This window comes from Kitasatospora sp. NPDC002522, assembly GCF_053595195.1.
The window spans coordinates 44,187-69,884 of record NZ_JBSFXE010000015.1; the positions used below are offsets into that span (position 1 = coordinate 44,187).

Consider the following 25,698-nt stretch of genomic DNA (forward strand, 5'->3'; position numbering starts at 1 on the left):
ACGGCCCGTCAGGTGCGGACGAAGCCGTGGGTGGTGCCGACCGGTACGAACCCCCGCCGGGCGTACCACTGTTGCGGCCAGTCCTCGGCGTCCGCGACCAGGAAGCGCAGCCCGTCCGGGTGCCGGTCGGCCGCCAGCCGCAGCGCCGCCGCCAGGACGGCGTCCGCCAGCCCGCGGCGCTGCCGGTCCTCCGCGGTGGCGAGGTCCTCGATCTGCGCGGTGCCCGCCTCGTCCTGGTACAGGTCCGCCCAGGCCCCGACCTCGCCGTCCGCGTCCCGCGCGGCCAGCATCAGCACCCGCTCCGCCCCCGCCGCCCGGGCCCGCCGCCGGTTCACCAACTGGGCGATCGACTCCTCGTTCGCCCACGGCAGCCAGGCGCGCCACTGCCGCTCCAACGCCGGTGCCAGCTCGGCCAGTTCCACCGGCTCCGCGCCCCCGCCGGGCGGCACCGGGCCCTGGTGGACCATCACCACCTCGGTCTCGTGCCGGTACCCGGCCGCCACCAGCAGCGGCGCCGCCGCCCGGCCGTACGCGTCGTCGAACACCGCGATCCGCCGGTGCCCCAGGTGCCCGAGCACCCGCTCGGCCTGCGCCGCCACGTCGGTCCCGCTCGGCGGCGCGTCCACGATCAGCTGGTTGTGCTCGTGCGAGTACCCGAACTCCGCGTGCAACACGGCGAACCCGCCCGGGACCTCCACCACCTCCGCAGCCTGCCGGCGGGCGAAACGGCGGCGGAACTCCAGCGCGGTGCGCAGCGTCTGCTCGGACATCCCGCCATCCTAGGCCGGACCGCGACGAGGGTGGCTGCGCCGGGGTGGTGCGGTGGGCTGCGCCGGGGTGGTGCGGTGGCGGGGTGGGATCCCTAGGCTGGGCGGCATGGTTGACGAACCGTCCGTGGAGGACTTCACGCCCGAGCAGGTGGCCCGCGGGCGGGCGCTGCGGCGGGCCCAGCTGCCGTGGCTGCTGGGCGGGCAGCTGCTGACGCTGGCGGTGACCGCGGTGCTCGGGTTCACCACGGCCGGCGCCGCGCTGGTGACGGCCGTCGGCGGGTGGTTCGGCGGGAGTTGGGCGGCCGAGGTGCTCGCGGGGAGCGCCGCGCTGGTGCTGCTCGGACGGGTGCTGGCGCTGCCGTTCGGGGCCCGGGTGCGGGTGGTCCGCGCGCGGTACGGGCTGGTGACCCAGGGCTGGGCGGGCTGGGCGGTGGACGCGGTGCGCGCGACGGTCCTGGCCCTGGCGCTGCTGCTGCCGGCGACGCTGGCGCTGTACGCGCTGATCGGCTGGTCGCCGTCGCGCTGGTGGCTGCCCGCCGCGCTCGGCGCGGCGCTGCTGGTACTGCTGCTCTCCTTCCTCCAACCGCTGCTGTTCGAGCCGCTGTTCAACCGCTTCCACCCGATGCCGGACGGCGAGCTGCGCACCGCGCTGCTCGACCTGGCGCGCCGGGACGAGATCGCGGTGCGCGACGTCCTGGTCGCGGACGCCTCGCGCCGGACCACCGCGCTGAACGCGTACGTCTCCGGTTTCGGCCCGACCCGGCGGATCGTCGTCTACGACACGCTGCTGGAGACCGCCGAGCCCCGCGAGGTCGAGCTGGTCGCCGCGCACGAACTCGGCCACGTCAAGCACCGCGACGTGCTGGTCGGCACCGCGACGGCCGCGCTCGCCGCCGCCGTGTCGGTGCTGCTGCTGGCGCTGCTGGTCTCCTGGCAGCCGCTGCTGGACGCGGCCGGCGCGGACAGCGTGCAGGACCCGCGTTCGCTGCCGCTGCTGGCCGCGCTCGCCGGGCTGCTCGGCGCGGCGAGCATCCCGTTCCAGTGCGCCGCCAGCCGCCGGATCGAGGCCCGCGCCGACCGGCACGCCCTCGAACTGACCGGCGACCCGGGGCAGTTCATCGCCATGCAGCGCCGGCTGGCGCTCGCCAACGTCTCCGACCCGGACCCGCCCCGGCTGCTCGTCCTGCTGCTCTCCACCCACCCGACCGCCACCCAGCGGATCGCCGCCGCCCGAACCTGGCAGGCCGCCCGGCGCTGACCTGCCGCGGCGTCAGACTACGAAGTTCTTGTCGATCAGCATCTGCAGCACGTTGACGTGGAAGTCGGGGAAGTCCATCGGGACGATGCCGAACCGGGCGGCCTGGCCGGTACGGGCGCTCAGGTACGGGTAGACGGACTGGTCCATCAGCGTCTGCTCGGCGTTCTTGGGCCACAGGCCGCCCGCGTAGCTCAGGAAGTTGACGTACATCTGCGGCGAGCCGGGGTCGCCGAACGCGGCGTCGAACTGCTGCACGATGGCCCGGCCCTTGGCCTGGAGCGGGAACAACTGGTTGATCTGCCACAGGTCCTGGGTGCGGAAGTACGCGTTGGTGCCGCTGGACCACTGGATCACGCCCCAGTCGTTCGCGAAGTCGGCGACCAGGACGATCCGCCCGCGGGCCACGCCGAGGGTGGGCCAGCCGGACAGGTGGAACAGGCCCCGGTACCCCAGGTCGTCCAGGTAGTGGTTGACCCGCCGCCGGAACTCGGCGTCGCCGAGCGCCTGGCCGCCGGCGTTCTCGTTGCGCAGCCGCATGACGACGGTCTCGCCCGGATGGGCCGTCAGGAACGCGCGGCACTGGTCGAGGACGTCCTGCAGCCGGACGTACTGGTAGGCGTCGGAGTGGTAGATGCCCAGCTCGTCGGCGGTCCCCTGCAGGCCGTTGCACCGGATGTCCAGGAACCGCACGCCCTGGGTGAGTTGCTCGGGGACGCCCCAGTTCTGGGTGTGCGACCACTCGGTGCCGTGCGCCGGGTCGGTGCAGCAGGAGTCGTGGGTGCCGGGAATGGTCAGGCCGAGCAGCGACCGCCCCGGGTCCAGGTACGCCATCCAGTCCGCGGTGGGCTTCCCGCCGGGCGTGCTGCGCGGTGCGACCGCCGCCCGGGCGGCGGTCGGGCCAGCGAGTCCGCCGAGCGCGGTGGCGAGGGCCGCGACCGTGCCCCGGGTCAACAGCGTGCGACGTGCCATGGTCATGGATGCACTCCCTGGTCGGCCGGCTCCCCCCGGATGTTGTCCCGTTCATGCCCACCCCGTACGGGAGTTACTCACCCGTAGCCACGGCGCGTGGCGCGGTGGCGGCGGTCAGGCGACGCCGAGCTGGTTGGGCATGCCGGTGGCGCTGATGCTGATGCCGGTTCCGGTGGCCAGCCAGATGCTGTAGTTGGCGTCCCGGCCCTGCTGGAGGACCCGGCCGCGGGCCTGGCGGACCTCGTCGGGGCCACTGGCCGGTCCGAGGCCGAGGTGCGCGGCGCACTGGACGACCTGGCCGACCGCGCCTCCCTCCGGCCTTCCCGGGACGCCCCGGGCGGCCTGCGGGTGGTCAGCCCGCAGGTCGCGCTCGACCTGCTCGTGCGCCGGCAGGAGGCGGACCTGGCCCGCCACGCCCAGGAACTCGCCGCCAGCCGGGCCGCTGCCGCCGAAGCGGTCGCCGCCTACGGCGTCCTGACGCCCGATCGGGTCGTGGACGGCACCGAGCGGCTGGTCGGGATGGACGCCATCGAGGCGAAGCTGGAGCTCCTCGCCAAGGACGTCCGTCGCGAGTGCCTGTCGGTGATGCCCGGCGGCGCCCAGTCGCAGGCCAGCCTGGACGCCTCCCGGCCGCTGGACGCCGACGCCGTGGACCGCGGCATCGCGTTGCTCACCCTGTACCAGGCCGGCGTCCGCAACGACCCGGCCACCCATGCCTACGCCCAGTGGCTGACCGAGTCCGGCGGCCAGGTCCGCACCGCGCCGCTGCTGCCGCCCCGCATGCCGATCTTCGACCGGGAGGTGGCCGTCCTGCCGATCGACCCGGACAACACCCGGGCCGGCGCGCTGTGCACCCGCGAACCCGGCGTCGTCGCCTCGCTGTCGGCGGTCTTCGAACAGGCCTGGGCGACCGCCGTTCCGCTCGGCGCGGCCCGCACCCGGGAGGCCGGGAGCGGTCTGACCCCGGGCGAACGCGAACTGCTCACCCTGCTCGCCCGCGGCATGACCGACGAGGCCGCCGCCATGCGCCTGGGCATCGGACTGCGCACCGTGCGCCGTCAGATGGCCGCGCTGATGGAACGCCTGGGCGCCGCGAGCCGCTTCGAAGCCGGCCTCAAGGCCGCCCAGAAGGGCTGGCTCTGACCCACCCGGCGCGTCGGCCACGAGCGGAAAACCGCTGGGCGCACGGCCGGCCCGTGGGCGAGAATCCGGCCACGCCTGGAGGAAGGGGACGGCGATGGCCAGACCGCTGCTGATGCTCGACGTCGACGGCCCGCTCGCGCCCTACGTCGGAAAGCCCTACCGCCGGCCGGAGGGGTACCTGACCCACCGGGTGCCGTCGCGGGCGTGGCTGGCGCGGCAGCGCGAGTGGGGCGTGCGGAATCCGAAGCCGATGCGGGTCTGGCTGCACCCGGACCACGGACCGGCGCTGCTCGCGCTGCCGTACGAGCTGGTGTGGGCGACCACCTGGCGCGAGGAGGCGAACGAGCACCTGGCGCCGCTGCTCGGGCTGCCGCAACTGCCGTACGTCGACTGGCCGTCGATGCACCACGGCGACCCGGACGGGCTGCACTGGAAGACCAGGCACCTGGTGGCGTGGGCCGCGGGGCGGCCGTTCGTGTGGGTGGACGACGAGGTGGAGCCGCAGGACGCGGAGTGGATCGCGGCGCACCACCCGGGCCCGGCGCGTACCCTGCGGATCGACCACCGGATCGGGCTGCAGCCCGCGGACTTCGACGAAATCGAGCGTTGGGCACAGGAGTGGGCATGAGGATCGGCGCGCTGTACCGGCACCCGGTGAAGTCGCTGCTGGGCGAGCAGGTGACCCGGGCGCTGATCGACCGGCACGGCCTGGACGGCGACCGCCGCCGGGCGCTGCTCGACGTGGAGTCCGGCCGGATCGCCAGCGCCAAGGAGCCGCGCACCTGGCGCCGCCTGCTCGGCCTGCGCGCCGAGCAGCAGGACGGCGGCGGGGTGCGGATCGCCGGCCCGGACGGCACCGAGCTGGACGAGGCCGGGATCTCCGCGCTGCTCGGACGGGCGGTGCGGCTGATCGACCGGCGGCCGGACGGCGCGGTGCTGCACCGCTCGGTGCCCGAGCAGGTGCTCGCCGCCGGGATCGACGCCGAAGTCGAGCACACCGTCCAGCAGTTCGGCAGCGCCGCCGAGCCCGGCAGCTTCTTCGACTTCGCCCCGCTGCACCTGCTCACCACCGCGAGCCTGGCCGGCGCCCCGGCCGTCCGCTACCGACCCAACCTGGTGGTCGAACACGACGGCCCGCCGTTCGCGGAGAACGCCTGGGTGGGCCGCGAACTGCGGATCGGCCCCGCGCTGCACCTCGAGGTGATCGCCGCCAGCCCGCGCTGCGCCGTCCCCACCCTGGCCCACGGCCCGCACCCCGCCGACCCCGAAGCGCTCCGCCGTCCCGCCCGCCTCAACCGCATCCACCCGCTGCCCGGCATGGCCGCCCTCCCGTGCCTCGGCGTCTACGCCCGGATCCTCGCCCCGGGCCCGGTCGGTGTCGGCGACCCGGTGGAAGTCCTCTGACGGCGACGGCGGCCTGACGGCTCGTCACCCGGCGATCGCTGCGGCCAGGGCGGTGAGGAAGCGGTCGGTGGTGGCCCGGTCGCGGACGGCGAGACGCAGCCAGTCCGGGCCGAGGCCGGGGAAGGTGTCGCCGCGGCGGACGGCGAAGCCGGCGGTGCGCAGACGCTCGCGGACGCGGTCGGCGCCGGGCAGGTGGATCAGGACGAAGGACGCGGCGGGTTCGCCGTGCACCCGGACGGCGGGCAGCGCGGCGAGGCCCTTGAGCAGGTGGTCGCGGTCCTCGGCGGTGGTGCGGGCGGCGGCCTCGGCCTCGGCCAGGGCGGCGGGGGAGGAGCACGCCTCGGCGGCGGCCAGCGCAGGGGTGGAGACCGGCCACAGCGGCTGGGCGGCGGCCAGCCGCGCGACCAGGTCGGCGGGGGCGAGCAGGTAGCCGATCCGCAGTCCGGCCAGGCCCCAGGTCTTGGTCAGGCTGCGCAGCACCACCAGCTGTCCGGGCAGGTCGCGGACCGCCGCGAGCGACTGCCGCTCGCCCGGGTCGGTGTCCATGAACGCCTCGTCGACCACCAGGGTGCGCCCGGGGCGGGCCAGGGCGGCCAGGGCGGCCGCCGGGTGCAGGACGGAGGTGGGGTTGGTGGGATTGCCGACCACCACCAGGTCGGCGTCGGCGGGCACCGCGCCGGGGGCGAGGGTGAAGCCGTCCTCGGGGGTCAGCAGCACCCGGTGGACGGGGTGCCCGGCGTCGCGCAGCGCGGCCTCGGGTTCGGTGAACTGCGGTTGCACCACGGTGGCCTGACGCGGGCGCAGCACCCGGGCGAGCAGCACGAAGGCCTCCGCGGCGCCTGCGGTGAGCAGCACCTCCTCGACCGGCCGGCCGTGCCGGGCGGCGACGGCGGCGCGCGCGGCGGTGCCGTCGGGGTAGGCGGCCAGGGTGTCCAGGGTCGCGGCGAGGTGGTCGCGCAGCCAGCGCGGCGGCGTGCCGGTGCGGACGTTGACGGCCAGGTCGACCAGCCCGGGGGTGCGGACCTCGGCGTCGCCGTGGTGGCGCAGATCGGGTTCGGGATTCAACTCCACGGCTCCTGGCTCTCGTTGACGGTGGATTCGCTGACATTCGGCGACCCGGCCGCGGCCGCGGCCACCGCCACCGTGGCCACCGGGGAGGCGGAGCGGGGCGCCAGCAGCCGTCCGCCGGCGCCGGCGGCGGCCAGCGCGGCGGCCTCGGCGACGCTCGGGGTGCCGACCGCTCCGGCCACCGTCGCGGACGGCGTGGGCACGGGCACGGCGGCGAGTCGGGCGGCGGGGTAGCCGACCAGGGGGACGCCCAACCGGCGGGCGGCGTCGAGCAGTCCGGGTTCGGCGGTCTTGGCGTCCAGGGTGGCGAGCAGCGTGACGGCGGCGCGGTCGAGGCCGAGCGCGGCGAGCGCGTCGTCCGCGAGCCGGAGCACCTCGGCGGCGTCCGCGCCGCGCCGGGAGCCCACGCCGAGCACCACCCGGACGGCCGACATTGCGTCAGCCGCGGGGCGCTTCGCGTCCGTCCCGTGCGCCACGTCCGGCCCCTCCTGTCCGCCACCTGGTCGGCCCCGGGCGTTTCGCGCCGGTCCCGGGCGGGTCTCCACCGGGCCGCCGGCGGGCTCGGGGCCGGGAAGGATCCCACCATGTCGGTCCGAGGCGGGTCAATCGGGACAGGTGTGAGATGCGCTGCTCCGCTGGCCGAAAAGTGCTGGTCGGAGGCGGTTGCACAGCCAACTGTTCGGCTGTTCTTCACTCGTCCGGACAGCCTCAGGTCGCTGCTCGCCCCTAGGGTTTCCGGCGCTCCAACTGCCCTTGCCCGAAAGCCCTTTCGCCCCGGAGGACAGCTATGACCGCCTCGCTCGGCCGCAGCGCCAAGCGCCGTCTGACCGCGCTCGCGAGCACCGTCGCCCTGACCGCCGCCTCGTTCGGCCTGTGGGCCGCGACCGGCAGCACCGCCCAGGCCGCCGGGCTGCCGACCCCCGACCACGTGATCGTCGTGGTGATGGAGAACCACGCGTACAGCCAGGTGATCGGCAGCTCCAGCGCCCCGTACCTGAACAACACCATCAAGGCCGGCGGCGCGAACCTGACCCAGTCGTACGGTCTGACCCACCCCAGCGAGCCGAACTACTACATGCTGTTCTCCGGCTCCAACCAGGGCCGCACGGACGACAGCTGTGTGAGCGTCGGCTCGATCAACAAGCCGAACCTGGCCTCCGAGCTGATCGCCGCCGGCAAGACCTGGGGCAGCTACAACGAGACCCTGCCGAGCCAGGGCTCGACCGTCTGCTCCAGCGGCAAGTACGCGCAGAAGCACAACCCGTGGTTCGGCTTCTCCAACGTGCCGACCAACACCGCGTACACCTTCGCGCAGTTCCCCACCGACTACACCACCCTGCCCAAGGTGTCGTTCGTGGTGCCGAACCTGTGCAGCGACATGCACGACTGCTCGGTCTCCACCGGCGACAACTGGATCAAGAACAACCTGGGCGCGTACGCCACCTGGGCGCAGACCCACAACAGCCTGCTGGTCGTCACCTTCGACGAGGACAACAGCCTCTCCGGCAACCGCATCCCGACCCTGGTCTACGGCCAGCACGTCATCGCGGGCTCCAGCAGCTCCACCACGTACAACCACTACAACGTGCTGCGCACCCTCGAGGACCTGGCGGGCCTGAGCACCCACGCGGGCAACGCCGCCTCCGCCACCGACATCTCCGGCATCTGGAACTGACGCCTGATGTACCTCGCGGACTCCCGCTCCACCAAGAGCCGCAGCACCACGGCCGTCGCCCCGGGCACCCGCCCGGGGCGGCGCGCCGCCGCGGTGCCCGGCACCGTGCTCGCCCTGGGCGCGGTCAGCCTGGTCACCGACGTCTCCTCGGAGATGGTCAGTGCGGTGCTGCCCCTGTACGTGGTCACCGCGCTGGGCCTGTCCCCGCTCGGCTTCGGCCTCCTCGACGGGATCAACAACGGCGTCGGCGCCCTGGTGCGGCTGCTCGGCGGACACCTCGCCGACCGCGGCGGCCGCGGCCACAAGCTGGTCGCCGGCTTCGGCTACGGGCTCTCCGCGCTGTGCAAGCCGTTCCTGCTGCTGGTCCACACGCTGCCCGCGATCAGCGCGGTGCTCGCCGTCGACCGCACCGGCAAGGGCCTGCGCACCGCGCCCCGCGACGCGATGATCTCGCTCGCCACCGAACCCGAGCACCGCGGCCGGGCGTTCGGCGTGCACCGGGCGATGGACACCACCGGCGCGCTGATCGGCCCGCTGCTCGCCTTCGCGGTGCTGCGCCTGGTCGACGACCGGTCCGAACGGACCAGCTACAACGCGGTGTTCACGGTCAGCGCGTGCGTCGCCGTGCTGGGCGTGCTGCTGCTGGTGCTGTTCGTCCCGGACCGGATCACCCGGCAGGGCGAGGCGGTCGACGAACCGCCGACCGTCCGGCCCACCCTGGCCGACGCGGTCGCGCTGCTGCGCCGCCCCGCGCTGCGGCGGCTCACCCTGGCCGCGGTGCTGCTCGGCCTGACCACCGTCAGCGACGCCTTCCTCTACCTGCTGCTGCAGCGCGAACTCGACCTGCCCGCCCACCTGTTCCCGCTGCTTCCGCTCGGTACCGCCGCCGTCTTCCTGCTGCTCGCGGTGCCGCTCGGCCTGGTCGCCGACCGGATCGGCCGCCGCGCGCTGTTCCTGGCCGGCCACGGCGTCCTGCTGGCCGGGTACGCCGTGGTGCTCTCCCCGCTGGACGGCGCCCTCGCCGCGGTACTGGTCCTGCTGCTGCACGGCACCTTCTACGCGGCCACCGACGGGGTGCTGGCCGCGGCCACCGCCGCCACCGTCCCGGACGGGCAGCAGGGCGCCGGGCAGGCGCTGGTCGGCACCGGCCAGGCGCTGGCCAGGTTCGCCTGCTCGCTCGCCTTCGGCACCGCCTGGAGCCTGTGGGGCGGACGGACCGCGCTCGCCGCCACCGCCGCCGCGCTCACCGTCGCCGCGGTCACCGCCACCCTGCTGCTGCGACCCTCCGACCCCGACTCCGCGGCCTGACCGCCGTCCCCCGTACTACCGAGAGGCCCCCCGGATGACCGCCCCCACCGCCGTCGACCCCGCCGCCGACACCCCCGAACCGCCGACCGGCGACCCCGCGCTGCGCCGCCGGATCCTGGTCCTGGTGCTCGCCGTGCTGCTGCTGGCCGGGATCGGCGGCGGCGCGGTCTGGTACGCCGCGGACCGGTCCGACCGCCGCGACCAGGAGCAGGCCGGCGGTCCGGCCGTCCACCCGGGCACGGTCACGCTCGAGCCGACGAGCCGTCAACTCCTGGTCCGCAACCTGGCCTGGGGCCCGCACCGCGACGAGGTCGCCGCCGTGCCCGCCGACCGGCCCGACGGGCCGCGCACCGCCTCCGGCGTGAAGTGCCTGCGCTTCCACGCGGCCGGCGGCACCGGCATCTGCCTGCAGGCCGAGCACGGCGCGCTCGACGACACCTACCGCGCCACCGTCCTCGACGCGCAGCTGCACGAGCTCAGGCACTTCCCCGCCCCCGGCATCCCCACCCGCGCCCGGGTCTCGCCCTCCGGCCACCTGGTCGGCTGGACGGTCTTCGTCAGCGGCGACTCCTACGCGGGCACCGACTTCTCCACCCGCAGCGCCATCGTCGACACCCGCACCTGGCAGTTCTACGACAACCTGGAGACCTTCGCCGTCCTGAAGGACGGCCACCCGCTCCAGGCGCCCGACGTCAACGTCTGGGGCGTCACCTTCGCCGACGACGAGCACTTCTACGCCACCGCCGCGACCGGCGGCCAGACCTACCTGGTCCGCGGCGACCTCGCCGCGCGCACCCTCACCACCCTGCACCAGAACGTCGAGTGCCCCTCGCTCTCCCCGGACGGCACCCGGGTCGCCTACAAGAAGCGGGTCGCCGACGCCGACCCCGCCGCGCCCTGGCGCCTGTACGTCCTCGACCTGGCCACCATGACCGAGACCGCCACCGCCGAGAGCCGCAACATCGACGACCAGGCCCTGTGGTCCGACGCCCACACGCTGCTCTACTCCCTCCCCGGCGACTACGGCTCGGACCTGTGGACCGTCCCCGCCGACGGCACCGGCGCGCCCGCGCTGCTCACCCGCTCCGCCGTCGCCCCGGCCTACCTCGGCTGAGTCCCCATCGGCTGAGTCACCGTCAGCCGAAAGACCGTCAGGCAGGGTGCCGTCAGTCCTGGTGGCGGTTGCGCCAGCGGTCCATCAGCAGGGGGAGTTCGACCCGCAGGAAGGCGAAGAACTCCAGGGACTCGGCGAGGCGTTCGCCCGCGGGGGTGTCGGGGCCGAGGGTCAGGACGCCCTCGGCGAGGCTCGCCTCCCAGCGGGCCAGCGAGCGGTCGCGGTTGGCGGTGGCCTCGTACCAGACGTGGTCGTGGACGCGGTAGCGGTCGCGGCGCGAGCCGGGCTCGCGTTCGCGGCCGACCAGCTCGACCTGGGCGAGGTAGCGGACCGCGCCGGAGACCGCGGCGGGGGAGATCTGCAGCAGCTCGCCGAGCTCGGCGGAGCTGAGCCGGCCGGAGTCGGTGGCCAGCAGCGCGGTGAACACCCGGGCGGGCATCCGCGGGAAGCCGGCGTCGACCAGGACGGCGGCGAAGCGTTCGACGAACTCCGCCACCGCCGCCGGATCCCGCTCCGCCTCCGCGCCGCCCGTCGGTCCGTTCCGCTGCTCGCCCATGCTGCCCCGATCCACAACGTTCATGAACTTCACGAATTTGTGAAACCAGAGTACCGTCGGCCCCATGACGACCGCCATCTCGGTGTCCGGCCTGGTGAAGACCTTCGGCCGCACCCGCGCCCTGGACGGACTCGACCTCGAGGTCGAACGAGGCGAGGTCCACGGCTTCCTGGGGCCGAACGGCTCCGGCAAGTCCACCACCATCCGCGTCCTGCTCGGCCTGCTGCGCGCCGACTCGGGCACCGCCGCGCTGCTCGGCGGCGACCCCTGGCGCGACGCCGTCGAGCTGCACCGCCGGATCGCGTACGTGCCGGGCGACGTGACGCTGTGGCGCAACCTGTCGGGCGGGGAGGCGATCGACCTGCTCGGGCGGCTGCGCGGCGGACTCGACCACGGCCGCCGGGCCGCGCTGCTGGAGCGCTTCGAACTCGACCCGACCAAGAAGGGCCGCGCCTACTCCAAGGGCAACCGGCAGAAGGTCGCCCTGGTCGCCGCGTTCGCCGGCGACGCCGAGCTGCTGATCCTGGACGAGCCGACCTCCGGACTGGACCCGCTGATGGAGGAGGTGTTCCGCGAGTGCGTCGCCGAGGCCCGCGACCGGGGCGCCACGGTGCTGCTCTCCAGCCACATCCTGTCCGAGGTGGAGGCGCTCTGCGACCGGGTGTCGATCATCCGCGCCGGGCGCACCGTGGAGACCGGCACCCTCGCCGACCTGCGCCACCTCACCCGCACCTCGGTCGACGCCGAACTCGCCGGCACCCCGCCCCGCCCCGCCTACGCGCACGACCTCACGATCGCCGGCAACCGGCTGCGCTGCCAGGTCGACTCCGAGCAACTCGGCAAGCTACTTGCCGAGTTGACCGCCGTCGGGGTGCGCAGCCTGACCAGCCGGCCGCCCACGCTGGAGGAGCTGTTCCTGCGCCACTACGCGTCCGACGCCGAGGACACCGAAGCGGCGGCGGCCCGATGAGCGCCCTCACCGGCACCGGCATCCTCTACCGGCTGGCCCTGCGCCGGGACCGGATCGCGCTCCCGGTCTGGGTGTACGTCGGCACCGGCATGGTCGCCTCCACCGTCTTCTCCTTCCGCAAGCTGTACGACACCGAGGAGTCCCGGCGGACCTTCGCCGCCGGCATCGACGGCAACGGCTCGCTGCGCGCCCTGTACGGGCCGATCTTCGACGGCTCCACCATCGGCGGGCTGACGGCCTGGCGGATGGGCGTCTTCGGCGCGGTGCTGGCCGGGCTGATGTCCACCCTGCTGGTGGTCCGGCACACCCGCGCCGAGGAGGAGGACGGCCGGCTGGAGCTGATCGGCGCGGGCGCGGTCGGCCGCCGCGCCCCGCTGACCGCCGCCCTCGCCACCGCCGCCACCGCCTGCCTGGCGCTCGCCCTGCTGGTCGCCGCCGCGCTGCTGGCGGCCGGTCAGGCCGCGGCCGGCTCGCTCGCCTTCGGCCTCGCGCTCGGCGCCACCGGCCTGCTGTTCGCCGCGCTGGCCGCCGTCACCGCGCAGCTCGCCGAGACCGGGCGGGCCGCCAACGGCCTGGCCGGCGCGGCGATCGGCGTGGCCTTCGTGCTGCGGGCGATCGGCGACTCCAGCGCCGGTGCGCGGTGGGTCAGCTGGCTCTCGCCGATCGGCTGGGCCGAGCAGGTCCGCCCGTTCGCGGCGGACCGCTGGTGGGTGCTGGCGCTGCCGCTCGGCGCGGCCGCCCTGCTCACCGCGCTCGGCTACGCACTGGTCGAACGCCGGGACCTCGGCGCCGGCCTGCTCCCGCAGCGCCCCGGTCCGGCCGTGGCCGCGCCCGGCCTGCGCAGCGCCGCCGCCCTGGCTCGCCGCCTCCAGCGCGGCCCGCTGCTCGGCTGGACGCTGGCCTTCGCCGCGGCCGGCGCGGTCTTCGGCGGCGTCGCCAAGGGCGTCGTCGACCTGATCGGCGACAACCGGCAGATGGCCGACCTGATGGCCCGACTGGGCGGCACCCAGGGCGTGCTGGACTCCTACCTGGCCAGCATCGCCACCATCTTCGGCATGATCTCCGCCGTGTACGCCGTGCAGTCGGTGCTGCGGCTGCGCGCCGAGGAGGCCGCCGGCCGGGCCGAACCGGTGCTCGCCACCGCCGTCTCGCGACTCGGCTGGGCCGCCGGGCACCTGGTCTTCCCGCTGCTCGGCAGCGCGCTGATGCTGGCGGTGGCCGGGACGGCGGCCGGGCTCACCGAGGGGGCGGCGGTCGGCGGCGGGGTCGGCCACGCGGTCGGCGACATGCTGGCCGCCGCGCTGGTCCAGCTGCCCGCGGTGTGGCTGACCGCCGCGGTGGCGCTGGCCGTCCTCGGGCTGCTGCCGCGCTGGTCGGCGGCGGGCTGGGCCGGCTTCGCGGTGTTCGTGCTGATCGCCTGGCTCGGCCCGATCCTGCAGCTCTCCCAGTGGGTGCTCGACCTCTCCCCGTTCAGCCACCTCCCGCACCTGCCGGGCGGCGAGGCGACCGCCGCACCCCTGCTGTGGATCACCGCGCTGACCGCGCTGACCGCCCTCGCGGGCCTGGCCGGCCTGCGCCGCCGCGACCTCGGCTGACGGCGCGTCAGGACGGCTCTGCGGCCGCTCCCGCACCGCTCCCGCACCGCCCCGCGCACTGCCCCGCGCACCGCCTTCGCCCGGCCTCACCCGGCCTTCGGGCAGAAGGCGTCCCGTGCGGGGCGGTGCCCGTCGGCCAGGAACGCCGTCACCAGTGCGTCGCCGCAGGCGTTGCCGTTCGCCAGGTAGGCGTCGTGGCCCCCCGAGTCGACCGTCACCATCCGGGCCCGGTCGCCGAACGCCGCGCGCAGCTTCAACGCCCCCGCGTAGGGCGTCGCCGGGTCGCGCAGGTTCTGCACCAGCAGGACGTTCGACGGCCCGTCAGGAGTGATCCGCACCGGCGGCTCGGCGGGCTTCCAGGGCCAGAACGCGCACGGCATCACGTTCACCGGCATGCCGGCCGTCAGCGGGTGGGCGCTGCGGTCGGCGGCCACCGCCGAGGCGTACGAGGCGGGCGAGGTGGGCCAGGCCACGTCGTTGCAGAGCGTGCCGGCCGAGGCCGCGAAGGTGCTCTGCAGCGCGGTGTCCGGCGGCGTGACCGCGGCGGGCAGCGGGCGGCGGCCCTGGGCGGCCAGGATCAGCTGCGCGAGCGCGGGGAACCTGGCGTCCGCGTAGAGGCTGTTCAGCATCGCCGAGCGCAGCGCGGCGCCGTCCAGCTGCTCCGGGTTGGCCCCGGGCCAGGGCAGCGGGGCGCGGTCGAGTTGCTGAGCGGCCGTCAGGTACGCCTCGCGGACCTGCTCCGGGGTGTCGGCGATCCGGTTCTCGCCCGCCGCGGGGCCGGACGCCCACGCCGCGAAGTCCGGGAAGCGGTCCTCGGCGCCCACCGCGTACGCGGCCAGCCAGCCGCGGCCGACCCGGCTCGGATCGGGGTCGTCGTTGCTGTCCAGCACGATCCGGTCGGTGTGCGCGGGGAACATCTGGGCGTACACCGCGCCCGCGTAGGTGCCGTAGGACACGCCCCAGGCGGACAGCCTGCGCTCGCCCAGTGCCTGCCGGATCCGGTCGAGGTCCCGCGCCTCGTTGCGCGTGGTCAGGCTGCGCTCCACCGCGCCGCCCTGCGCGCCGCAGCGCTCGGCCATCCGCTGCGCCTTCGCGAGGTTCGCGTCGATCGAGCCGTCCGGCGCGGGCCAGGGCAGCAGGTGACCGGTCGACAGGTCGGCGTGGTCGAGCCCGCAGTCGACCGGCGTGGAGCGGCCCACCCCGCGCGGGTCGAAGCCGACCAGGTCGTACCGGTCCAGCACCGACCGGGGCAGCCGCGCGGCCGCGCTGCTCGGGCCGTTCAGCCCCGAGCCGCCCGGGCCGCCGGGGATCAGCACCAGCACCCCGCGCCGGGACTCCGGCCGGGCGGTGGCGATCCGCGATATCGCCAGGGTGAGCTGCGGCCCGCGCGGCTCCCGGTAGTCGACGGGCACGGTGACGGTGGCGCACTCCTGCCGCGCGTCCGGCGCCCCGCCCGCGCACGCGCCCCAGACCGGACGGTCGGGTGCGGGTGCGGCGGCGGAGAGCGGCGCGGTGAGGGCCAGGACGGCGGTGGTGGCGGCGGTGAGCGCGGCGGCGCGGTGGGTGATTCGCATGACGGCAATCCTCCGCCGCCGCGCGGGTACGCACGATCCTGCCAGCTTCCGACTTTCCCCTGGTGCCAGCCCCAGGAAGTCCGCTGGAGGCAGCTACAGGTGACGAAGCGTCAGCTGCTGCGGACCGTCACCACCGGTTCGTGGCGGACCGGGAAGTTCACCGACGCGGCGATGAAGCAGTCCCGGCTCGCCGGCCCGTGCAGGGCGAGGGCCCGCTCGCGCATCGACTCCTCGGCGATCTCGATCCGCGGGCTCAGCAGCGCCTCGGTGAACCGGCCGCCGCCGCCCGAGGTCTGCATGGTGCCGGTCGCGTCGTCGGTGTACGAGAGCACCACCACGTCGTTGACCGCGCACTGGTGCAGGTAGCTGAGCATGTGGCACTGCGCGAGCGCGGCGAGCAGCAGCTGCTCCGGGTTCCACCGGCCGCGGTCGCCGCGGAAGGTCGGGTCGGCGCTGCCGTGGATCGGCGGCAGGCCCTCCGCGGAGACCGTGTGGTCGCGCCCGTAGGAGCGGTACGTGTCGGTGCCGGTGCCGAGGTTGCCGGTCCAGGCGACGTGGATCGCGTAGTGGTGGGAGAGGGCCATCGGGTCACTCCTTGCCGGTGGTGCGGGCGTCGGTGGCGGTGTGGTCGTCGGCGGCGGTGCAGGTGTCCAGGACGTGGCGGCGGGCCGCGGCGTGGGCGGCCCCGGGGTCGCCGGCGGTGAGCGCGGCGAGCAGCTCGCGGTGCTGGGCGTCGACCAGGGCGGTGCGGTCGGGGGCGTGCAGGGAGCGGCGGGTCGAGACCTGGATCTGGTCCCACAGCCGGTCCAGGGCGTGCAGCGCCACCGGGTTGGCGGCCAGGACGGCGACGGCGCGGTGGAAGCGCCGGTTCAGCCGGACCGCCTCGGTCAACCGCCCGTCCACGGTGGCCCGGTGGGTGCGGTCGGCGAGTTCGGTCAGCTCGGCCAGGTCGGCGGGGGCGAGTCGGCCCGCGCGCTGGCGTTCGGCGGCCAGCTCGGCGGTCAGACCTTCCAGTGCGGCCCGCACCCGGTAGACGTGCGCCAGTTCGGCCGCGTCCAGTTCCACCACCCGCACGCCCCGGCCGGCCGTGGCGACCAGCCCGTCGGAGGCGAGCGCGCGGAACGCCTCACGGACCGGGGTGCGGCTCACGCCCAGGGCCTCGGCGACCTCCACCTCGGCCAGCCGGGCGCCCGGCGGATAGCGGCCGTCCAGGATCAGCTCCCGCAGTCGGTGGCGGGTCGTCTCGCTCTGCACGGGGCCAGCGTAGGCGATTGCATACATTGCATGCAATGGGTGGGCGCGGGCACCGGGAGGGTGGCGGGGGAACCCATTGGTTGACGGGCGCGGCGGTCCGCTATATTCGCGCAGCCGTCGAACTGTTCCATGCTCAGGGGGGAATCACCCATGTCGTTCGACCAGGAACGCACCGGGGAGGGCGGCCCGGACGTCACCCGGGACGACGCCCCGCCGCCGCTGTCGTTCGAGAAGCGCGGCGAGACCGCGCCCGCCGACGAGGCCCCGACGGTGATCGTGCCCGCGGGCGCCTCCGACGCCGCCGCGGCCGGCACCACGGCCGCCGCCGCGCCGGACGAGACGCCGGACGAGACGCCGACCGTCGTCGCCGCGTCGCCGCTGTCCTTCGAGAAGCGGAGCGCGGAGCCGGCCGAGGCCGCGCCCACCGCCGTCGCGCCGGCCGTCGACGCGCCCACGCTCGTCGCGCACGTCGAGGCCCCGACCGTCGTCGCTCCGCCCGTTGACGCATCGACCACCGTCGCGCCGCCGGTCGACGCTCCGCCGGCTGACGACGCGTCAGCCTCCGCTCCGTCCGAACCGCCGCCGTACAACCCGTGGGCGGTGCCCGCCGAGGGGGCCGGTGCGCAGGCTCCGGCCGCGGCGGGACCCAACCCGTGGGCCGCGCCCGAGGGGCAGCCGCCGGCCGGTGCCCCGCAGCAGCCGTGGGGCGGCGGCGCCTACCCGCCCCCGCCGCCCGGTGCCTACCCGCCCCCGCCTGCCGGGGCGTACCCGCCGCCGCCCGGGCCGGGGTACCCGTACCCCGGTTACCCGTACCCGCCGCAGCAGCAGGGGAGCAGCGGGCTGGCCATCACCGCGCTGGTGCTGGGCCTGCTCGGCTGCTGTGCGGGTGTCGGCGGCATCGGCTTCGGCATCGGCGCGCTGAACCAGATCAAGCGCACCGGCCGGGCCGGCCGGGGCATGGCCATCGCGGGCATCGTGCTGGGCTCGCTGTGGCTGCTGATCTCGATCGTGGTGCTGGCGACCATGGACTACAACGACCCGGCGTTCGACTCGCGCCGCTCCACCTGGGGCAGCACCCCGACGGCGACCGCGAAGGCCCCGGACACCCCGCAGGCGTTCAGCCTGACCCAGGGTCAGTGCTTCAACAAGGCGAGCGGGACCGGCCGGGTGCGGGTCGTCGACTGCGCCCAGCAGCACTACGGCGAGGTCTACTGGTCCGGTCTGACCCCGCAGATGACCAGCACCTACCCGGGCGACGCGAAGATCAAGAAGGACGCCGACAAGCTCTGCGACGACCACCTCGACGGCTACGTCATGGACACCTGGTCGCTCCCCGAGTCGGTGAACATCCACTACTTCCACCCGGGCGAGGACACCTGGGACAACGTGCTGGGCCGCCGGGTGGTCTGCTTCCTGATCGACGACGACAAGGACCGCACCGGCACGCTACGCAAGGACGCCAGCAACCTGACCCGGGAGCAGCAGGCGCTGCTGAACGCCACCAACCAGTTCGACAAGGCGTGGAACGACGGCCCGGCCGAGAGCGTCAAGGTCGAGGACGACCCGGCGGCGTACCGGACCTGGTCCAAGGAGATGTCCGACGCCGCCCAGCTGCAGGCGTCCCGCCTGTGGTCGGCGTCCGCGAACTGGACGCCCGAGCAGAAGGCGCTGGTCGACCAGCTGGTGGCCGAGTCGAAGGAGGCCGCCAAGCACTACCAGGCGGCCGGCGACGCCAAGGACGCGGCGACCGAGAAGCGTGAACTCGCCACCGCCGCCAAGCACCTCGGCGACGACCAGATCGACGCGCTGCGCCGCTCGCTGGGCCTGTCCACCCAGGACGCCGCGCCCACCCACCACCCGTCGGGCAACCCGTCCACCAAGGCGGTCTGACCCCGCCGCGTCGAAGGGCCGCCCCGGCCGGGGCGGCCCTTCGACGTTCCCGGGCACCGGCCGGAGCCGCGTGATCGTCGCGCTGTTTGAATGGCAGGTGCTGGCCGGATCGCACTACACCGAGGCGTACGACGAGGACCCGTTGGCGGTCGCGCTCGCGCTGGAGAACCGGAACGTGTGGTGGAGCCCGATGCTCTACCCGGAGGCCGGCATCCCCGAGGACGTCGCCGGGCGGGCGAGGCGGTCTTCGTCGACCTGATGCGCCGCCCCGGCCCGGACGGGCGGTTCGACCCGGAGTCCTGGTCCCCGAAGCTCTCCTGGGCGCTCGCGCTGGTGCGGGAGACCGGCTACGGGTGGATCCGGCTGCCCCCGGCGGTGGTGGTTTGCGGCCCGAGCTGTTCGACGGGGCCGACGAACTGGAGTGGATCTCGTACGGCGGCGAACTGCAGGAGGCCGTGGTGTGGTTCGGGCTCGAGGGCAGCCCGTCGAGCCCGCCGAGGCGCCGTGCCACCGCCCTGCCCGGCCCGAACTGACGGGCGGTCAGGGCGGGGTGGAGTTCACCGCCGGCGGGCGCACCCTGGCCCGTCAGTCGATGGACCGCGCGGCGTACGCGGCGGCGTGCCGGACCAGCCGGGCGGGGAGCTCGGGGGCGCCGGTCCAGTGCAGGTGCAGGTACGAGGCGTGGACCGAGCCCTGCAGGTGGCCCTCGGTGTGCGGGCCGGCGGGGGTGCGCCAGGCCCAGGCGGGGGAGGGGCCCGCGGCCGGGTCGGTGGCGGTGCGGTGGAACTCGTGGCCGCGCACCCGGGTGCCCGCGACGGCCAGCGGCGAGTCGGCCAGCGCCACCGCCTCCCGGTAGCCGAGGGTCAGCCGGGGCGTCATCCGGGCGGTGGCGTCCAGCACCCCGCACATCGGCAGGCCGTCCAACTCCCGCCCCAGGTACAGCAGTCCGGCGCACTCGCCGACCACCGGGGCGCCGCTCGCGGCCAGCTCCGCGATCGAGGCCCGCAGCGCCGCGTTGGCGCTCAGCTCGGAGACGTACACCTCCGGGAAGCCGCCGCCGATCACCAGCGCCGCGGTCCGCTCCGGCAGCGCCTCGTCGTGCAGCGGGTCGAAGGCGACCACCTCCGCTCCGGCGGCGGCCAGCAGTTCGGCGTTCTCCGCGTACGAGAAGGAGAACGCCGCGCCGCCCGCCAGCGCGATCCGCGGGCGCGGGCCGTCGAGCCCGGCGACCTCGGCGGCCGCCTCCCAGGCCTCGGCGGCCAGCGGCGGTGCGGACCGAGCCAGTGCCAGCACGGCGTCCAGGTCCACCGAGGCGGCGACCAGTTCGCCCATCTCGCGGACCGCGCGCAGCGCCTCCGCGGAGCGCTCCACCGCCGGCACCAGGCCCAGGTGCCGGGACGGCGTGTCCACCGCCTGCGCCCGCCGCACCGCACCGAGCACCGGCACCCCGGAGCCCTCCTCCAACGCCTCGCGCAGCAGCGTCTCGTGCCGGTCCGAGGCCACCTTGTTGAGGATCACCCCGGCCAGCCGCACCTCGGGGTCCCAGGAGGCGAAGCCGTGCACCAGCGCCGCCACCGACCGGGACTGCGAGGAGGCGTCCACCACCAGCACCACGGGCGCCCGCAGCAGCTTGGCGACCTGCGCGGTGGACGCCAACTCGCCCCGCCCGGCCGCCCCGTCGTACAGGCCCATCACGCCCTCGACCACCGCCACGTCCGCGCCGGCCGCGCCGTGCGCGAACAGCGGGGCGATCCGCTCCGGGCCGCTCATCCAGGCGTCCAGGTTGCGGCCCGGCCGGCCGGAGGCCAGCGCGTGGTAGCCGGGGTCGATGTAGTCCGGGCCGACCTTGTGCGGGGAGACCCGCAGGCCCCGCGCGGTGAGCGCGGCGATCAGGCCGGTGGCGACGGTGGTCTTGCCCGCCCCGGAGGACGGGGCGGCGACGACGATCCGGGGGGTGCTGTTCAACGCTCTACCACTCGATACCGCGCTGGCCCTTGCGGCCGGCGTCCATGGGGTGCTTCTCCTTGGTCATCTCGGTGACCAGGTCCGCGAGTTCGACGAGCTGCGCGGGCGCGTTGCGGCCGGTCACCACCACGTGCTGGCTGCCCGGGCGGTCGCGCAGCACCGCCACCACCTCGTCCACGTCGATCCAGCCCCAGTGCAGCGGGTAGGTGAACTCGTCCAGCACGTAGAAGCGGTAGGTCTCGGCGGCGAGGTCGCGCTTGACCTGCTCCCAGCCCTCCTTCGCCGCCTCCTCCGAGGACTCGATGTCGCGCTGCACCCACGACCAGCCCGAGCCCATCTTGTGCCAGGCCACCGTGCCGCCCTGCCCGGACTCGCCGAGCACCCGCAGCGCGTTCTCCTCGCCGACCTTCCACTTAGCCGACTTGACGAACTGGAACACCCCGATCGGCCAGCCCTGGTTCCAGGCCCGCAGCGCCATCCCGAACGCCGCGGTGGACTTCCCCTTCCCCGGCCCGGTGTGCACCGCGGTGATCGGCTGGGTCCGCCGCTGACGCGTCGTCAGACCGTCGTCGGGGACGTTCTCGGCAACTCCCTTGGGCATCGGCTCAGGCCGCCTTTCGCATCGTCGTACGGGTGTCGCGGACCAGCGAGGCCACGCCCTCGGCCCGCAGTTCGTCCAGGGTCACGGCGTCCGCGCGCAGCCGGCCCGCCAACTCCCGGGCCAGGCCCAGGCGGACCGGACCCGACTCGCAGTCCAGCACCACCGCGGCCACGCCCTGCGCCGCCAGCAGGCCCGCCGCGCGGCGCGCCTGGTCCAGCGCGTCCTTCGCCCCGGTGGCCCGGCCATCGGTCACCACCACCAGCAGCGGACGGCGGTCCGGGTCGCGCAGCCGCTCCACCCGCAGCACCTCCTGCGCCCGCAGCAGGCCGGCCGCCAGCGGGGTCCGCCCGCCGGTGGGCAGTTGCTCCAGCCGGGCCGCGCCGACCTCCACCGAGGAGGTCGGCGGCAGCGCCAGCTCCGCGCCGGCGCCGCGGAAGGTCACCATGCCGATCTTGTCGCGCCGCTGGTAGGCGTCCATCAGCAGCGAGAGCACCGCGCCCTTCACCGCCGTCATCCGCTGCCGCGCCGCCATCGACCCGGAGGCGTCCACCACGAACAGCACCAGGTTCGACTCCCGCCCCCGGCGCACCTGTTCGCGCAGGTCGTCGCGGCGCACCAGCAGCGCCCGCCCGTCCCGCCCGCGCGCCACCTGGTGCGGCGCCGCGGCCCGCAGCGTCGCGCTCAGGTGCAGCCGCGCCAGCCGCCCCTGCGGGCGGCGCGCCCGGATGGTGTGCCCGCCGTCGGTCTCCGCGGGGGAGCGGCGCCCCTGCGCGCCTCGCCCGGTCCCCTCCACCTTGAACAGCTGCGTCCGGTACGGCTGGTCGGCCGCCACCGGCGCCGACTCCCGTGCCCCGCCCGGCCGTTGCTTCGGCGGCGCGGCGGGCTGCTGCTCGGACGGCTCCGACGGATCGGCCGAACCCTCGGGCGCGGCGGGCTCGTTCGGCTCCGGCGCACCGCCGCCCGGACCGCCGCCGTCACCCCCGTCCGGTCCGCCGTCCGGCTCCGGGCCGTCGTCCTCCGGGCCCTCCTCCGGCGCGTGCTCGGCCAGCGTCCGGTCCAGCTGCTCCTCGTCCAGCCCCGGCGCGTCGAACGGGTTGCGCCGCCGCCGGTGCGGCAGCGCCAGCTGCGCGGCCTTGCGGACGTCCTCCTCCAGCACCTCGGTACGCCCCGCCCAGGCGGCCAGCGCCACCGCGGCGCGCGCCATCACGATGTCCGCCCGCAGCCCGTCCACCTCGAACGCCGCGCAGACCGCGGTGATCTGACGCAGCGCCAGGTCCGACAGCTCGACGCTCGGCAGCAGCTCCCGGGCGGTGGTGATCCGCAGCGCGAGCTCCCGCTCCGGCTCGGCGTACCGCGCCGCGAAGCCCGCCGGGTCGGCGTCGTACGCCAGCCGGCGGCGCACCACCTCGGCCCGCTGGTCCGCGTCCCGGGTCGCCGCGATCTCCACGGTCAGGCCGAACCGGTCCAGCAGCTGCGGCCGCAGCTCGCCCTCCTCCGGGTTCATCGTCCCGACCAGCAGGAACCGCGCGGCGTGCCGCACCGACACGCCCTCGCGCTCCACGTAGGACCGGCCCATCGCCGCCGCGTCCAGCAGCAGGTCCACCAGGTGGTCCTGCAGCAGGTTCACCTCGTCGATGTACAGCACACCCCGGTGCGCCTTCGCCAACAGGCCCGGCTCGTACGCCTTCACGCCCTCCGCGAGCGCCCGCTCCAGGTCCAGCGAGCCGACCACCCGGTCCTCGGAGACGCCAACCGGCAGCTCCACCAGGTACGCCGGGCGGTCGCTCACCGCCGCGCCGTCGTGCGGCCCGTCCGGGCACTGCGGGTCCGGCGACGCCGGGTCGCAGGCGAAGCGGCACCCCGGCACGGTGGCGATCGACGGCAGCAGCCCCGCCAGCGCGCGCACCATGGTGGACTTCGCGGTGCCCTTCTCACCCCGCACCAGCACCCCGCCCACGGCCGGTGACACCGCGTTCAGCAGCAGCCCCAGCCGCAGGTCGTCCATCCCCACGATCGCGGTGAACGGGTAACGGGCATCGGTCAGTTCGCTCACTTGGCACCCTCCATCTCCACCGGGGCCGGAGCCCCGGGCGGCACGAACGGCAGACCCGCCGGCGCCCCGTTCTCGATCAGCTTCCACAGCGCGTCGGTGTCGGCGTGCTCCGCCACCAGATCACCCAGCGCGTCCAACCGGCGCTCGCGCGCCGCGGCGAACGAGGTGTCCGGCGACGGCGTGAACGCCCGCCCGGCCGCCCGCGCCACCTCGCGCAGGAACACCCGCCGGAACGCGTCGTTCTCCAACACCCCGTGCCAGGTCGTCCCCCACACCGAGCCCACCCGGCAGCCGTCCAGGGCCGATCCGTCCGGCCCCGCGACGAACACCTCGCCGCCCTCCACCGCCACCACCCCGTGGTGGATCTCGTACCCCTCCACGCGTTCGCCCAACGCCACCCCGACCGGACGGGCCAACACCTTCTCCCGCCCGAACACCACCCGGGTCGGCAGCAGCCCCAGCCCGTCCACCGCGCCCGCGCCCGACTCGACGGTGTCCACGATCCGACGGCCCAGCATCTGGTAGCCGCCGCACACCCCGAGCACCGGCCGGCCCTCCGCGGCGCGCGCCGCCAGCGGCTCGGCCAGCCCCTGCGCGCGCAGCCACGCCAGGTCCGCCACGGTCGCTCGGGTCCCCGGCAGCACCACCAGGTCGGCGTCCGCCAGCTCCTCCGGCCGGGTCGCCCAGCGGACCAGCACCCCCGGCTCCTGGGCCAGCGCGTCCACGTCCGTGAAGTTCGACAGCCGGGGCAGCCGCACCACCGCGACCCGCAGCACCTCCGCCCCGGCCGGCCCGGCCACCGGCGGGCGCTGCGCCACCGACGCCAGGTCCAGCGAGTCCTCGGCGTCCAGCCACAGCCCCGACAGCATCGGGAACGTCCCCAGCACCGGACGGCCCGTCAACTGCCGCAGCATCTCCAGCCCCGGCGCGAGCAGCCGGGCGTCGCCGCGGAACTTGTTGACGATCCAGCCCGAGATCAGCGCCTGGTCCTCCGCGGACAGCAGCGCCAGGGTGCCGAACATCGACGCGAACACCCCGCCGCGGTCGATGTCGCCGACCACCACGACCGGCAGCCGCGCCGCCGACGCCAGGCCCATGTTGGCGATGTCCCGGTCCCGCAGGTTGATCTCCGCCGGGGAGCCCGCGCCCTCGCAGACCACCACGTCGAACCGCGACCGCAGGTCCGCCAGGCACTCCAACGACCGCTCCAGCAGCACCGGTTTGCGCTCCCGGTAGTCCAGCGCCCCGACCTCCGCGACGGCCCGCCCGAGCAGCACCACCTGGCTGCGCCCGTCCGCCCCCGGCTTCAGCAGCACCGGGTTCATCGCCGCCTCCGGCTCCACCCCCGCCGCCTGCGCCTGCATCGCCTGCGCCCGGCCGATCTCCGCCCCGTCGGCCGTCACGAACGAGTTCAACGACATGTTCTGCGCCTTGAACGGCGCCACCCGCACCCCCTGCCGGGACAGCCACCGGCAGATCCCCGCGGTGACCACGCTCTTCCCGGCATCGGACGTCGTACCGGCGACCAGCAACGCGCCGTTCACGGGCGGGCTCCTTCGGAGGGGAGAGAGGAAGAGGAGAACGCACCCCGGGGGCGCGACAGCGCCACGGCCCGCGCGGCGACGGTGACCCCCAGCGCCAGGGCCCCCACCCGCCGCGACAGCCGGCAGGCCCGTTCGATGTCCGCGACGCCGACCGGGGGGAGCTCCGCGCCCAGGACCGGCCGGTGCTCGACCCGCTCGCCGTACTGCAGCGTCCCGCCGAGGCGGACGCCGAGCGCGCCCGCGAACGCCGACTCGGCCTGCCCGGCGTTCGGGCTCGGGTGGGCGGAGCCGTCCCGCCGCCAGACCCGCCAGGTCCGGCCCGGGGCGCCCGAGGCGGCGACCGTCAGCAGCGCGGTGAGCCGGGCACCCGGCCAGCCCGCGACGTCGTCCAGCCGCGCCGCGGCCCAGCCGAAACGGCGGTACCGCGCGGACCTGTGGCCCACCATCGCGTCCAGCGTGTTGACCGCACGGAACGCCAACAACCCCGGGGCGCCCGCCAGTCCGCCCCACACCAGGGCGTTCACCACGGCGTCCGCGGTGTTCTCGGCGACCGACTCCACCACCGCCCGGGCCACCTGCTGCTCGTCCAGGCCGGAGGGGTCGCGTCCGCACAGGTGGGGGAGACGCTCCCGAGCCGCCGTCAGATCCCCGGCCGCCAACGACCGTCCGACGGTCCGCGCCTCCCGGGTCAGCGACGTCCCGCCCAGCACGGTGAAGGTGGCGGCGGCCGTCAGCGCGGCCGCGGCCGGCCGCGAACGCCGCACCGCGCGCTCGGCGAGCACCGTGCCCGCGGCGACCGCGCCCACGGCGAGCGCGGTGTGCACCGCCCCGGCCCCGCGGTGGTCACGCCACAGGCGCTTCTCCAACCGGGCGGCGGCGCTGCCGAACAGGGCGACCGGATGCCCGCGCCGAGGGTCGCCCAGCCGGGCGTCCGCGAGGTACCCCGCGACCGCGCCCACCAGGTACGGGGCAGCCCGCATGGCGTCG

26 protein-coding genes are annotated in these 25,698 nt (G+C 75.4%); 12 read left to right on the forward strand and 14 right to left on the reverse strand.

All coding sequences use genetic code 11. The features are described 5' to 3' along the window. Positions 1-8 precede the first annotated feature (8 nt). Positions 9-770 (reverse strand): GNAT family N-acetyltransferase, encoded by a 762-nt coding sequence (locus ACWD4U_RS15280; protein ID WP_363459044.1) that lies wholly within the window; start codon positions 768-770, stop codon positions 9-11. A gap of 106 nt (positions 771-876) precedes the next feature. On the opposite strand from ACWD4U_RS15280, the gene ACWD4U_RS15285 reads away from it, so the two are divergent. Continuing rightward, complete coding sequence (locus ACWD4U_RS15285) at positions 877-2,028, forward strand: M48 family metalloprotease (RefSeq protein WP_363459046.1); 1,152 nt, start codon at positions 877-879, stop codon at positions 2,026-2,028. A 12-nt stretch (positions 2,029-2,040) separates the two neighbouring features. Here the strand turns inward: ACWD4U_RS15285 and ACWD4U_RS15290 are convergent, their stop codons facing one another. Next, entirely contained in the window at positions 2,041-3,003 is a 963-nt protein-coding gene (locus tag ACWD4U_RS15290) for a phosphatidylinositol-specific phospholipase C (RefSeq protein ID WP_363459048.1), read from the reverse strand. A 108-nt stretch (positions 3,004-3,111) separates the two neighbouring features. Continuing rightward, positions 3,112-3,411 (reverse strand): hypothetical protein, encoded by a 300-nt coding sequence (locus tag ACWD4U_RS15295; protein WP_363459050.1) that lies wholly within the window; start codon positions 3,409-3,411, stop codon positions 3,112-3,114. Between ACWD4U_RS15295 and ACWD4U_RS15300 the strand changes: the two genes are divergently transcribed. The 3 genes from ACWD4U_RS15300 (at position 3,379) to ACWD4U_RS15310 (ending at position 5,544) form a co-directional block, all read left to right on the forward strand. Beyond that, positions 3,379-4,140 carry a helix-turn-helix transcriptional regulator gene (locus tag ACWD4U_RS15300; protein WP_363459052.1) on the forward strand — a complete coding sequence of 254 codons (762 nt, stop codon included), beginning with the start codon at positions 3,379-3,381 and terminating at the stop codon, positions 4,138-4,140. The genes ACWD4U_RS15295 and ACWD4U_RS15300 overlap by 33 nt on opposite strands. A gap of 94 nt (positions 4,141-4,234) precedes the next feature. Further along, complete coding sequence (locus tag ACWD4U_RS15305) at positions 4,235-4,768, forward strand: HAD domain-containing protein (RefSeq protein ID WP_363459054.1); 534 nt, start codon at positions 4,235-4,237, stop codon at positions 4,766-4,768. Beyond that, positions 4,765-5,544, forward strand: coding sequence for an MOSC domain-containing protein (locus ACWD4U_RS15310; RefSeq protein WP_363459056.1), 780 nt, complete (start codon positions 4,765-4,767; stop codon positions 5,542-5,544). Before ACWD4U_RS15305 ends, ACWD4U_RS15310 begins: the two co-directional genes overlap by 4 nt. Positions 5,545-5,568: 24 nt before the next feature. On the opposite strand, the gene cobC is transcribed toward ACWD4U_RS15310, so the two are convergent. Both cobC and ACWD4U_RS15320 read right to left on the reverse strand, forming a co-directional pair. Beyond that, positions 5,569-6,615, reverse strand: a complete 1,047-nt coding sequence (gene cobC / locus ACWD4U_RS15315) for an Rv2231c family pyridoxal phosphate-dependent protein CobC (protein ID WP_363459058.1) — start codon at positions 6,613-6,615, stop codon at positions 5,569-5,571. After that, positions 6,606-7,088 carry a cobalamin biosynthesis protein gene (locus ACWD4U_RS15320; RefSeq protein ID WP_363459060.1) on the reverse strand — a complete coding sequence of 161 codons (483 nt, stop codon included), beginning with the start codon at positions 7,086-7,088 and terminating at the stop codon, positions 6,606-6,608. The genes cobC and ACWD4U_RS15320 overlap by 10 nt, the downstream gene beginning before the upstream one ends. Before the next feature lie 311 nt (positions 7,089-7,399). On the opposite strand from ACWD4U_RS15320, the gene ACWD4U_RS15325 reads away from it, so the two are divergent. The 3 genes from ACWD4U_RS15325 to ACWD4U_RS15335 are packed head-to-tail and all read left to right on the forward strand — an operon-like array spanning position 7,400 to position 10,709. Next, positions 7,400-8,287 carry an alkaline phosphatase family protein gene (locus ACWD4U_RS15325; protein ID WP_363459062.1) on the forward strand — a complete coding sequence of 296 codons (888 nt, stop codon included), beginning with the start codon at positions 7,400-7,402 and terminating at the stop codon, positions 8,285-8,287. A 6-nt stretch (positions 8,288-8,293) separates the two neighbouring features. After that, the gene (locus tag ACWD4U_RS15330) at positions 8,294-9,595 is read left to right on the forward strand and encodes an MFS transporter (protein WP_363459064.1); all 1,302 of its coding nucleotides are present in this window, start codon (positions 8,294-8,296) and stop codon (positions 9,593-9,595) included. Positions 9,596-9,629: 34 nt separating this feature from the next. Continuing rightward, entirely contained in the window at positions 9,630-10,709 is a 1,080-nt protein-coding gene (locus tag ACWD4U_RS15335; RefSeq protein WP_363459066.1) for a TolB family protein, read from the forward strand. 52 nt (positions 10,710-10,761) lie between these two features. Here ACWD4U_RS15335 and ACWD4U_RS15340 read toward each other — a convergent pair whose 3' ends face one another. Beyond that, the gene (locus ACWD4U_RS15340) at positions 10,762-11,265 is read right to left on the reverse strand and encodes a GbsR/MarR family transcriptional regulator (RefSeq protein ID WP_363459068.1); all 504 of its coding nucleotides are present in this window, start codon (positions 11,263-11,265) and stop codon (positions 10,762-10,764) included. Between the two features lie 64 nt (positions 11,266-11,329). On the opposite strand from ACWD4U_RS15340, the gene ACWD4U_RS15345 reads away from it, so the two are divergent. Next, on the forward strand, positions 11,330-12,235 hold the full coding sequence (locus ACWD4U_RS15345; protein ID WP_363459070.1) for an ABC transporter ATP-binding protein: 906 nt from the start codon (positions 11,330-11,332) through the stop codon (positions 12,233-12,235). Beyond that, entirely contained in the window at positions 12,232-13,830 is a 1,599-nt protein-coding gene (locus tag ACWD4U_RS15350; protein WP_363459072.1) for an ABC transporter permease, read from the forward strand. Before ACWD4U_RS15345 ends, ACWD4U_RS15350 begins: the two co-directional genes overlap by 4 nt. Before the next feature lie 86 nt (positions 13,831-13,916). Here ACWD4U_RS15350 and ACWD4U_RS15355 read toward each other — a convergent pair whose 3' ends face one another. The 3 genes from ACWD4U_RS15355 to ACWD4U_RS15365 form a co-directional block, all read right to left on the reverse strand. Then, positions 13,917-15,404, reverse strand: a complete 1,488-nt coding sequence (locus tag ACWD4U_RS15355; RefSeq protein WP_363459074.1) for an alpha/beta hydrolase — start codon at positions 15,402-15,404, stop codon at positions 13,917-13,919. A 110-nt stretch (positions 15,405-15,514) separates the two neighbouring features. Beyond that, the gene (locus tag ACWD4U_RS15360) at positions 15,515-15,988 is read right to left on the reverse strand and encodes an OsmC family protein (protein WP_363459076.1); all 474 of its coding nucleotides are present in this window, start codon (positions 15,986-15,988) and stop codon (positions 15,515-15,517) included. Positions 15,989-15,992: 4 nt separating this feature from the next. Then, complete coding sequence (locus tag ACWD4U_RS15365; protein ID WP_363459078.1) at positions 15,993-16,658, reverse strand: GntR family transcriptional regulator; 666 nt, start codon at positions 16,656-16,658, stop codon at positions 15,993-15,995. Between the two features lie 150 nt (positions 16,659-16,808). Here ACWD4U_RS15365 and ACWD4U_RS15370 point away from each other — a divergent pair, with 150 nt between their 5' ends. From ACWD4U_RS15370 to ACWD4U_RS15380, 3 genes are all read left to right on the forward strand, one after another. After that, positions 16,809-18,548 (forward strand): DUF4190 domain-containing protein, encoded by a 1,740-nt coding sequence (locus tag ACWD4U_RS15370; RefSeq protein ID WP_363459080.1) that lies wholly within the window; start codon positions 16,809-16,811, stop codon positions 18,546-18,548. A 70-nt stretch (positions 18,549-18,618) separates the two neighbouring features. Then, positions 18,619-18,807 (forward strand): hypothetical protein, encoded by a 189-nt coding sequence (locus tag ACWD4U_RS15375; RefSeq protein WP_363456102.1) that lies wholly within the window; start codon positions 18,619-18,621, stop codon positions 18,805-18,807. Between the two features lie 94 nt (positions 18,808-18,901). Next, on the forward strand, positions 18,902-19,081 hold the full coding sequence (locus ACWD4U_RS15380; protein WP_449787201.1) for a hypothetical protein: 180 nt from the start codon (positions 18,902-18,904) through the stop codon (positions 19,079-19,081). A gap of 52 nt (positions 19,082-19,133) precedes the next feature. Here the strand turns inward: ACWD4U_RS15380 and ACWD4U_RS15385 are convergent, their stop codons facing one another. Genes ACWD4U_RS15385 through ACWD4U_RS15405 form a run of 5 tightly spaced genes read right to left on the reverse strand, consistent with a single transcriptional unit; the run spans position 19,134 to position 25,691 of the window. Further along, the gene (locus ACWD4U_RS15385) at positions 19,134-20,513 is read right to left on the reverse strand and encodes a cobyrinate a,c-diamide synthase (protein ID WP_363456097.1); all 1,380 of its coding nucleotides are present in this window, start codon (positions 20,511-20,513) and stop codon (positions 19,134-19,136) included. Positions 20,514-20,517: 4 nt separating this feature from the next. Then, complete coding sequence (gene cobO / locus ACWD4U_RS15390) at positions 20,518-21,114, reverse strand: cob(I)yrinic acid a,c-diamide adenosyltransferase (protein WP_363456094.1); 597 nt, start codon at positions 21,112-21,114, stop codon at positions 20,518-20,520. Positions 21,115-21,118: 4 nt separating this feature from the next. Next, complete coding sequence (locus ACWD4U_RS15395; RefSeq protein ID WP_363456110.1) at positions 21,119-23,119, reverse strand: putative cobaltochelatase; 2,001 nt, start codon at positions 23,117-23,119, stop codon at positions 21,119-21,121. A 44-nt stretch (positions 23,120-23,163) separates the two neighbouring features. After that, the gene (locus tag ACWD4U_RS15400) at positions 23,164-24,711 is read right to left on the reverse strand and encodes a cobyric acid synthase (protein ID WP_363456091.1); all 1,548 of its coding nucleotides are present in this window, start codon (positions 24,709-24,711) and stop codon (positions 23,164-23,166) included. Then, positions 24,708-25,691, reverse strand: coding sequence for a cobalamin biosynthesis protein (locus tag ACWD4U_RS15405; protein WP_363456088.1), 984 nt, complete (start codon positions 25,689-25,691; stop codon positions 24,708-24,710). The genes ACWD4U_RS15400 and ACWD4U_RS15405 overlap by 4 nt, the downstream gene beginning before the upstream one ends. Between the last annotated feature and the right edge of the window lie 7 nt (positions 25,692-25,698).

Bases quoted from the DNA above. Each gene is read 5' to 3' on its own strand.
- ACWD4U_RS15340 (WP_363459068.1), bottom strand. From the start codon at position 11,265: ATGGGCGAGCAGCGGAACGGACCGACGGGCGGCGCGGAGGCGGAGCGG.
- cobO (WP_363456094.1), bottom strand. From the start codon at position 21,114: ATGCCCAAGGGAGTTGCCGAGAACGTCCCCGACGACGGTCTGACGACG.
- ACWD4U_RS15345 (WP_363459070.1), top strand. From the start codon at position 11,330: ATGACGACCGCCATCTCGGTGTCCGGCCTGGTGAAGACCTTCGGCCGC.
- ACWD4U_RS15350 (WP_363459072.1), top strand. From the start codon at position 12,232: ATGAGCGCCCTCACCGGCACCGGCATCCTCTACCGGCTGGCCCTGCGC.
- ACWD4U_RS15285 (WP_363459046.1), top strand. From the start codon at position 877: ATGGTTGACGAACCGTCCGTGGAGGACTTCACGCCCGAGCAGGTGGCC.
- ACWD4U_RS15305 (WP_363459054.1), top strand. From the start codon at position 4,235: ATGGCCAGACCGCTGCTGATGCTCGACGTCGACGGCCCGCTCGCGCCC.
- ACWD4U_RS15355 (WP_363459074.1), bottom strand. From the start codon at position 15,404: ATGCGAATCACCCACCGCGCCGCCGCGCTCACCGCCGCCACCACCGCC.
- ACWD4U_RS15280 (WP_363459044.1), bottom strand. From the start codon at position 770: ATGTCCGAGCAGACGCTGCGCACCGCGCTGGAGTTCCGCCGCCGTTTC.
- ACWD4U_RS15360 (WP_363459076.1), bottom strand. From the start codon at position 15,988: ATGGCCCTCTCCCACCACTACGCGATCCACGTCGCCTGGACCGGCAAC.
- ACWD4U_RS15335 (WP_363459066.1), top strand. From the start codon at position 9,630: ATGACCGCCCCCACCGCCGTCGACCCCGCCGCCGACACCCCCGAACCG.
- ACWD4U_RS15310 (WP_363459056.1), top strand. From the start codon at position 4,765: ATGAGGATCGGCGCGCTGTACCGGCACCCGGTGAAGTCGCTGCTGGGC.
- ACWD4U_RS15395 (WP_363456110.1), bottom strand. From the start codon at position 23,119: ATGGACGACCTGCGGCTGGGGCTGCTGCTGAACGCGGTGTCACCGGCC.
- ACWD4U_RS15405 (WP_363456088.1), bottom strand. From the start codon at position 25,691: ATGCGGGCTGCCCCGTACCTGGTGGGCGCGGTCGCGGGGTACCTCGCG.
- ACWD4U_RS15370 (WP_363459080.1), top strand. From the start codon at position 16,809: ATGTCGTTCGACCAGGAACGCACCGGGGAGGGCGGCCCGGACGTCACC.
- ACWD4U_RS15325 (WP_363459062.1), top strand. From the start codon at position 7,400: ATGACCGCCTCGCTCGGCCGCAGCGCCAAGCGCCGTCTGACCGCGCTC.
- ACWD4U_RS15290 (WP_363459048.1), bottom strand. From the start codon at position 3,003: ATGACCATGGCACGTCGCACGCTGTTGACCCGGGGCACGGTCGCGGCC.
- ACWD4U_RS15330 (WP_363459064.1), top strand. From the start codon at position 8,294: ATGTACCTCGCGGACTCCCGCTCCACCAAGAGCCGCAGCACCACGGCC.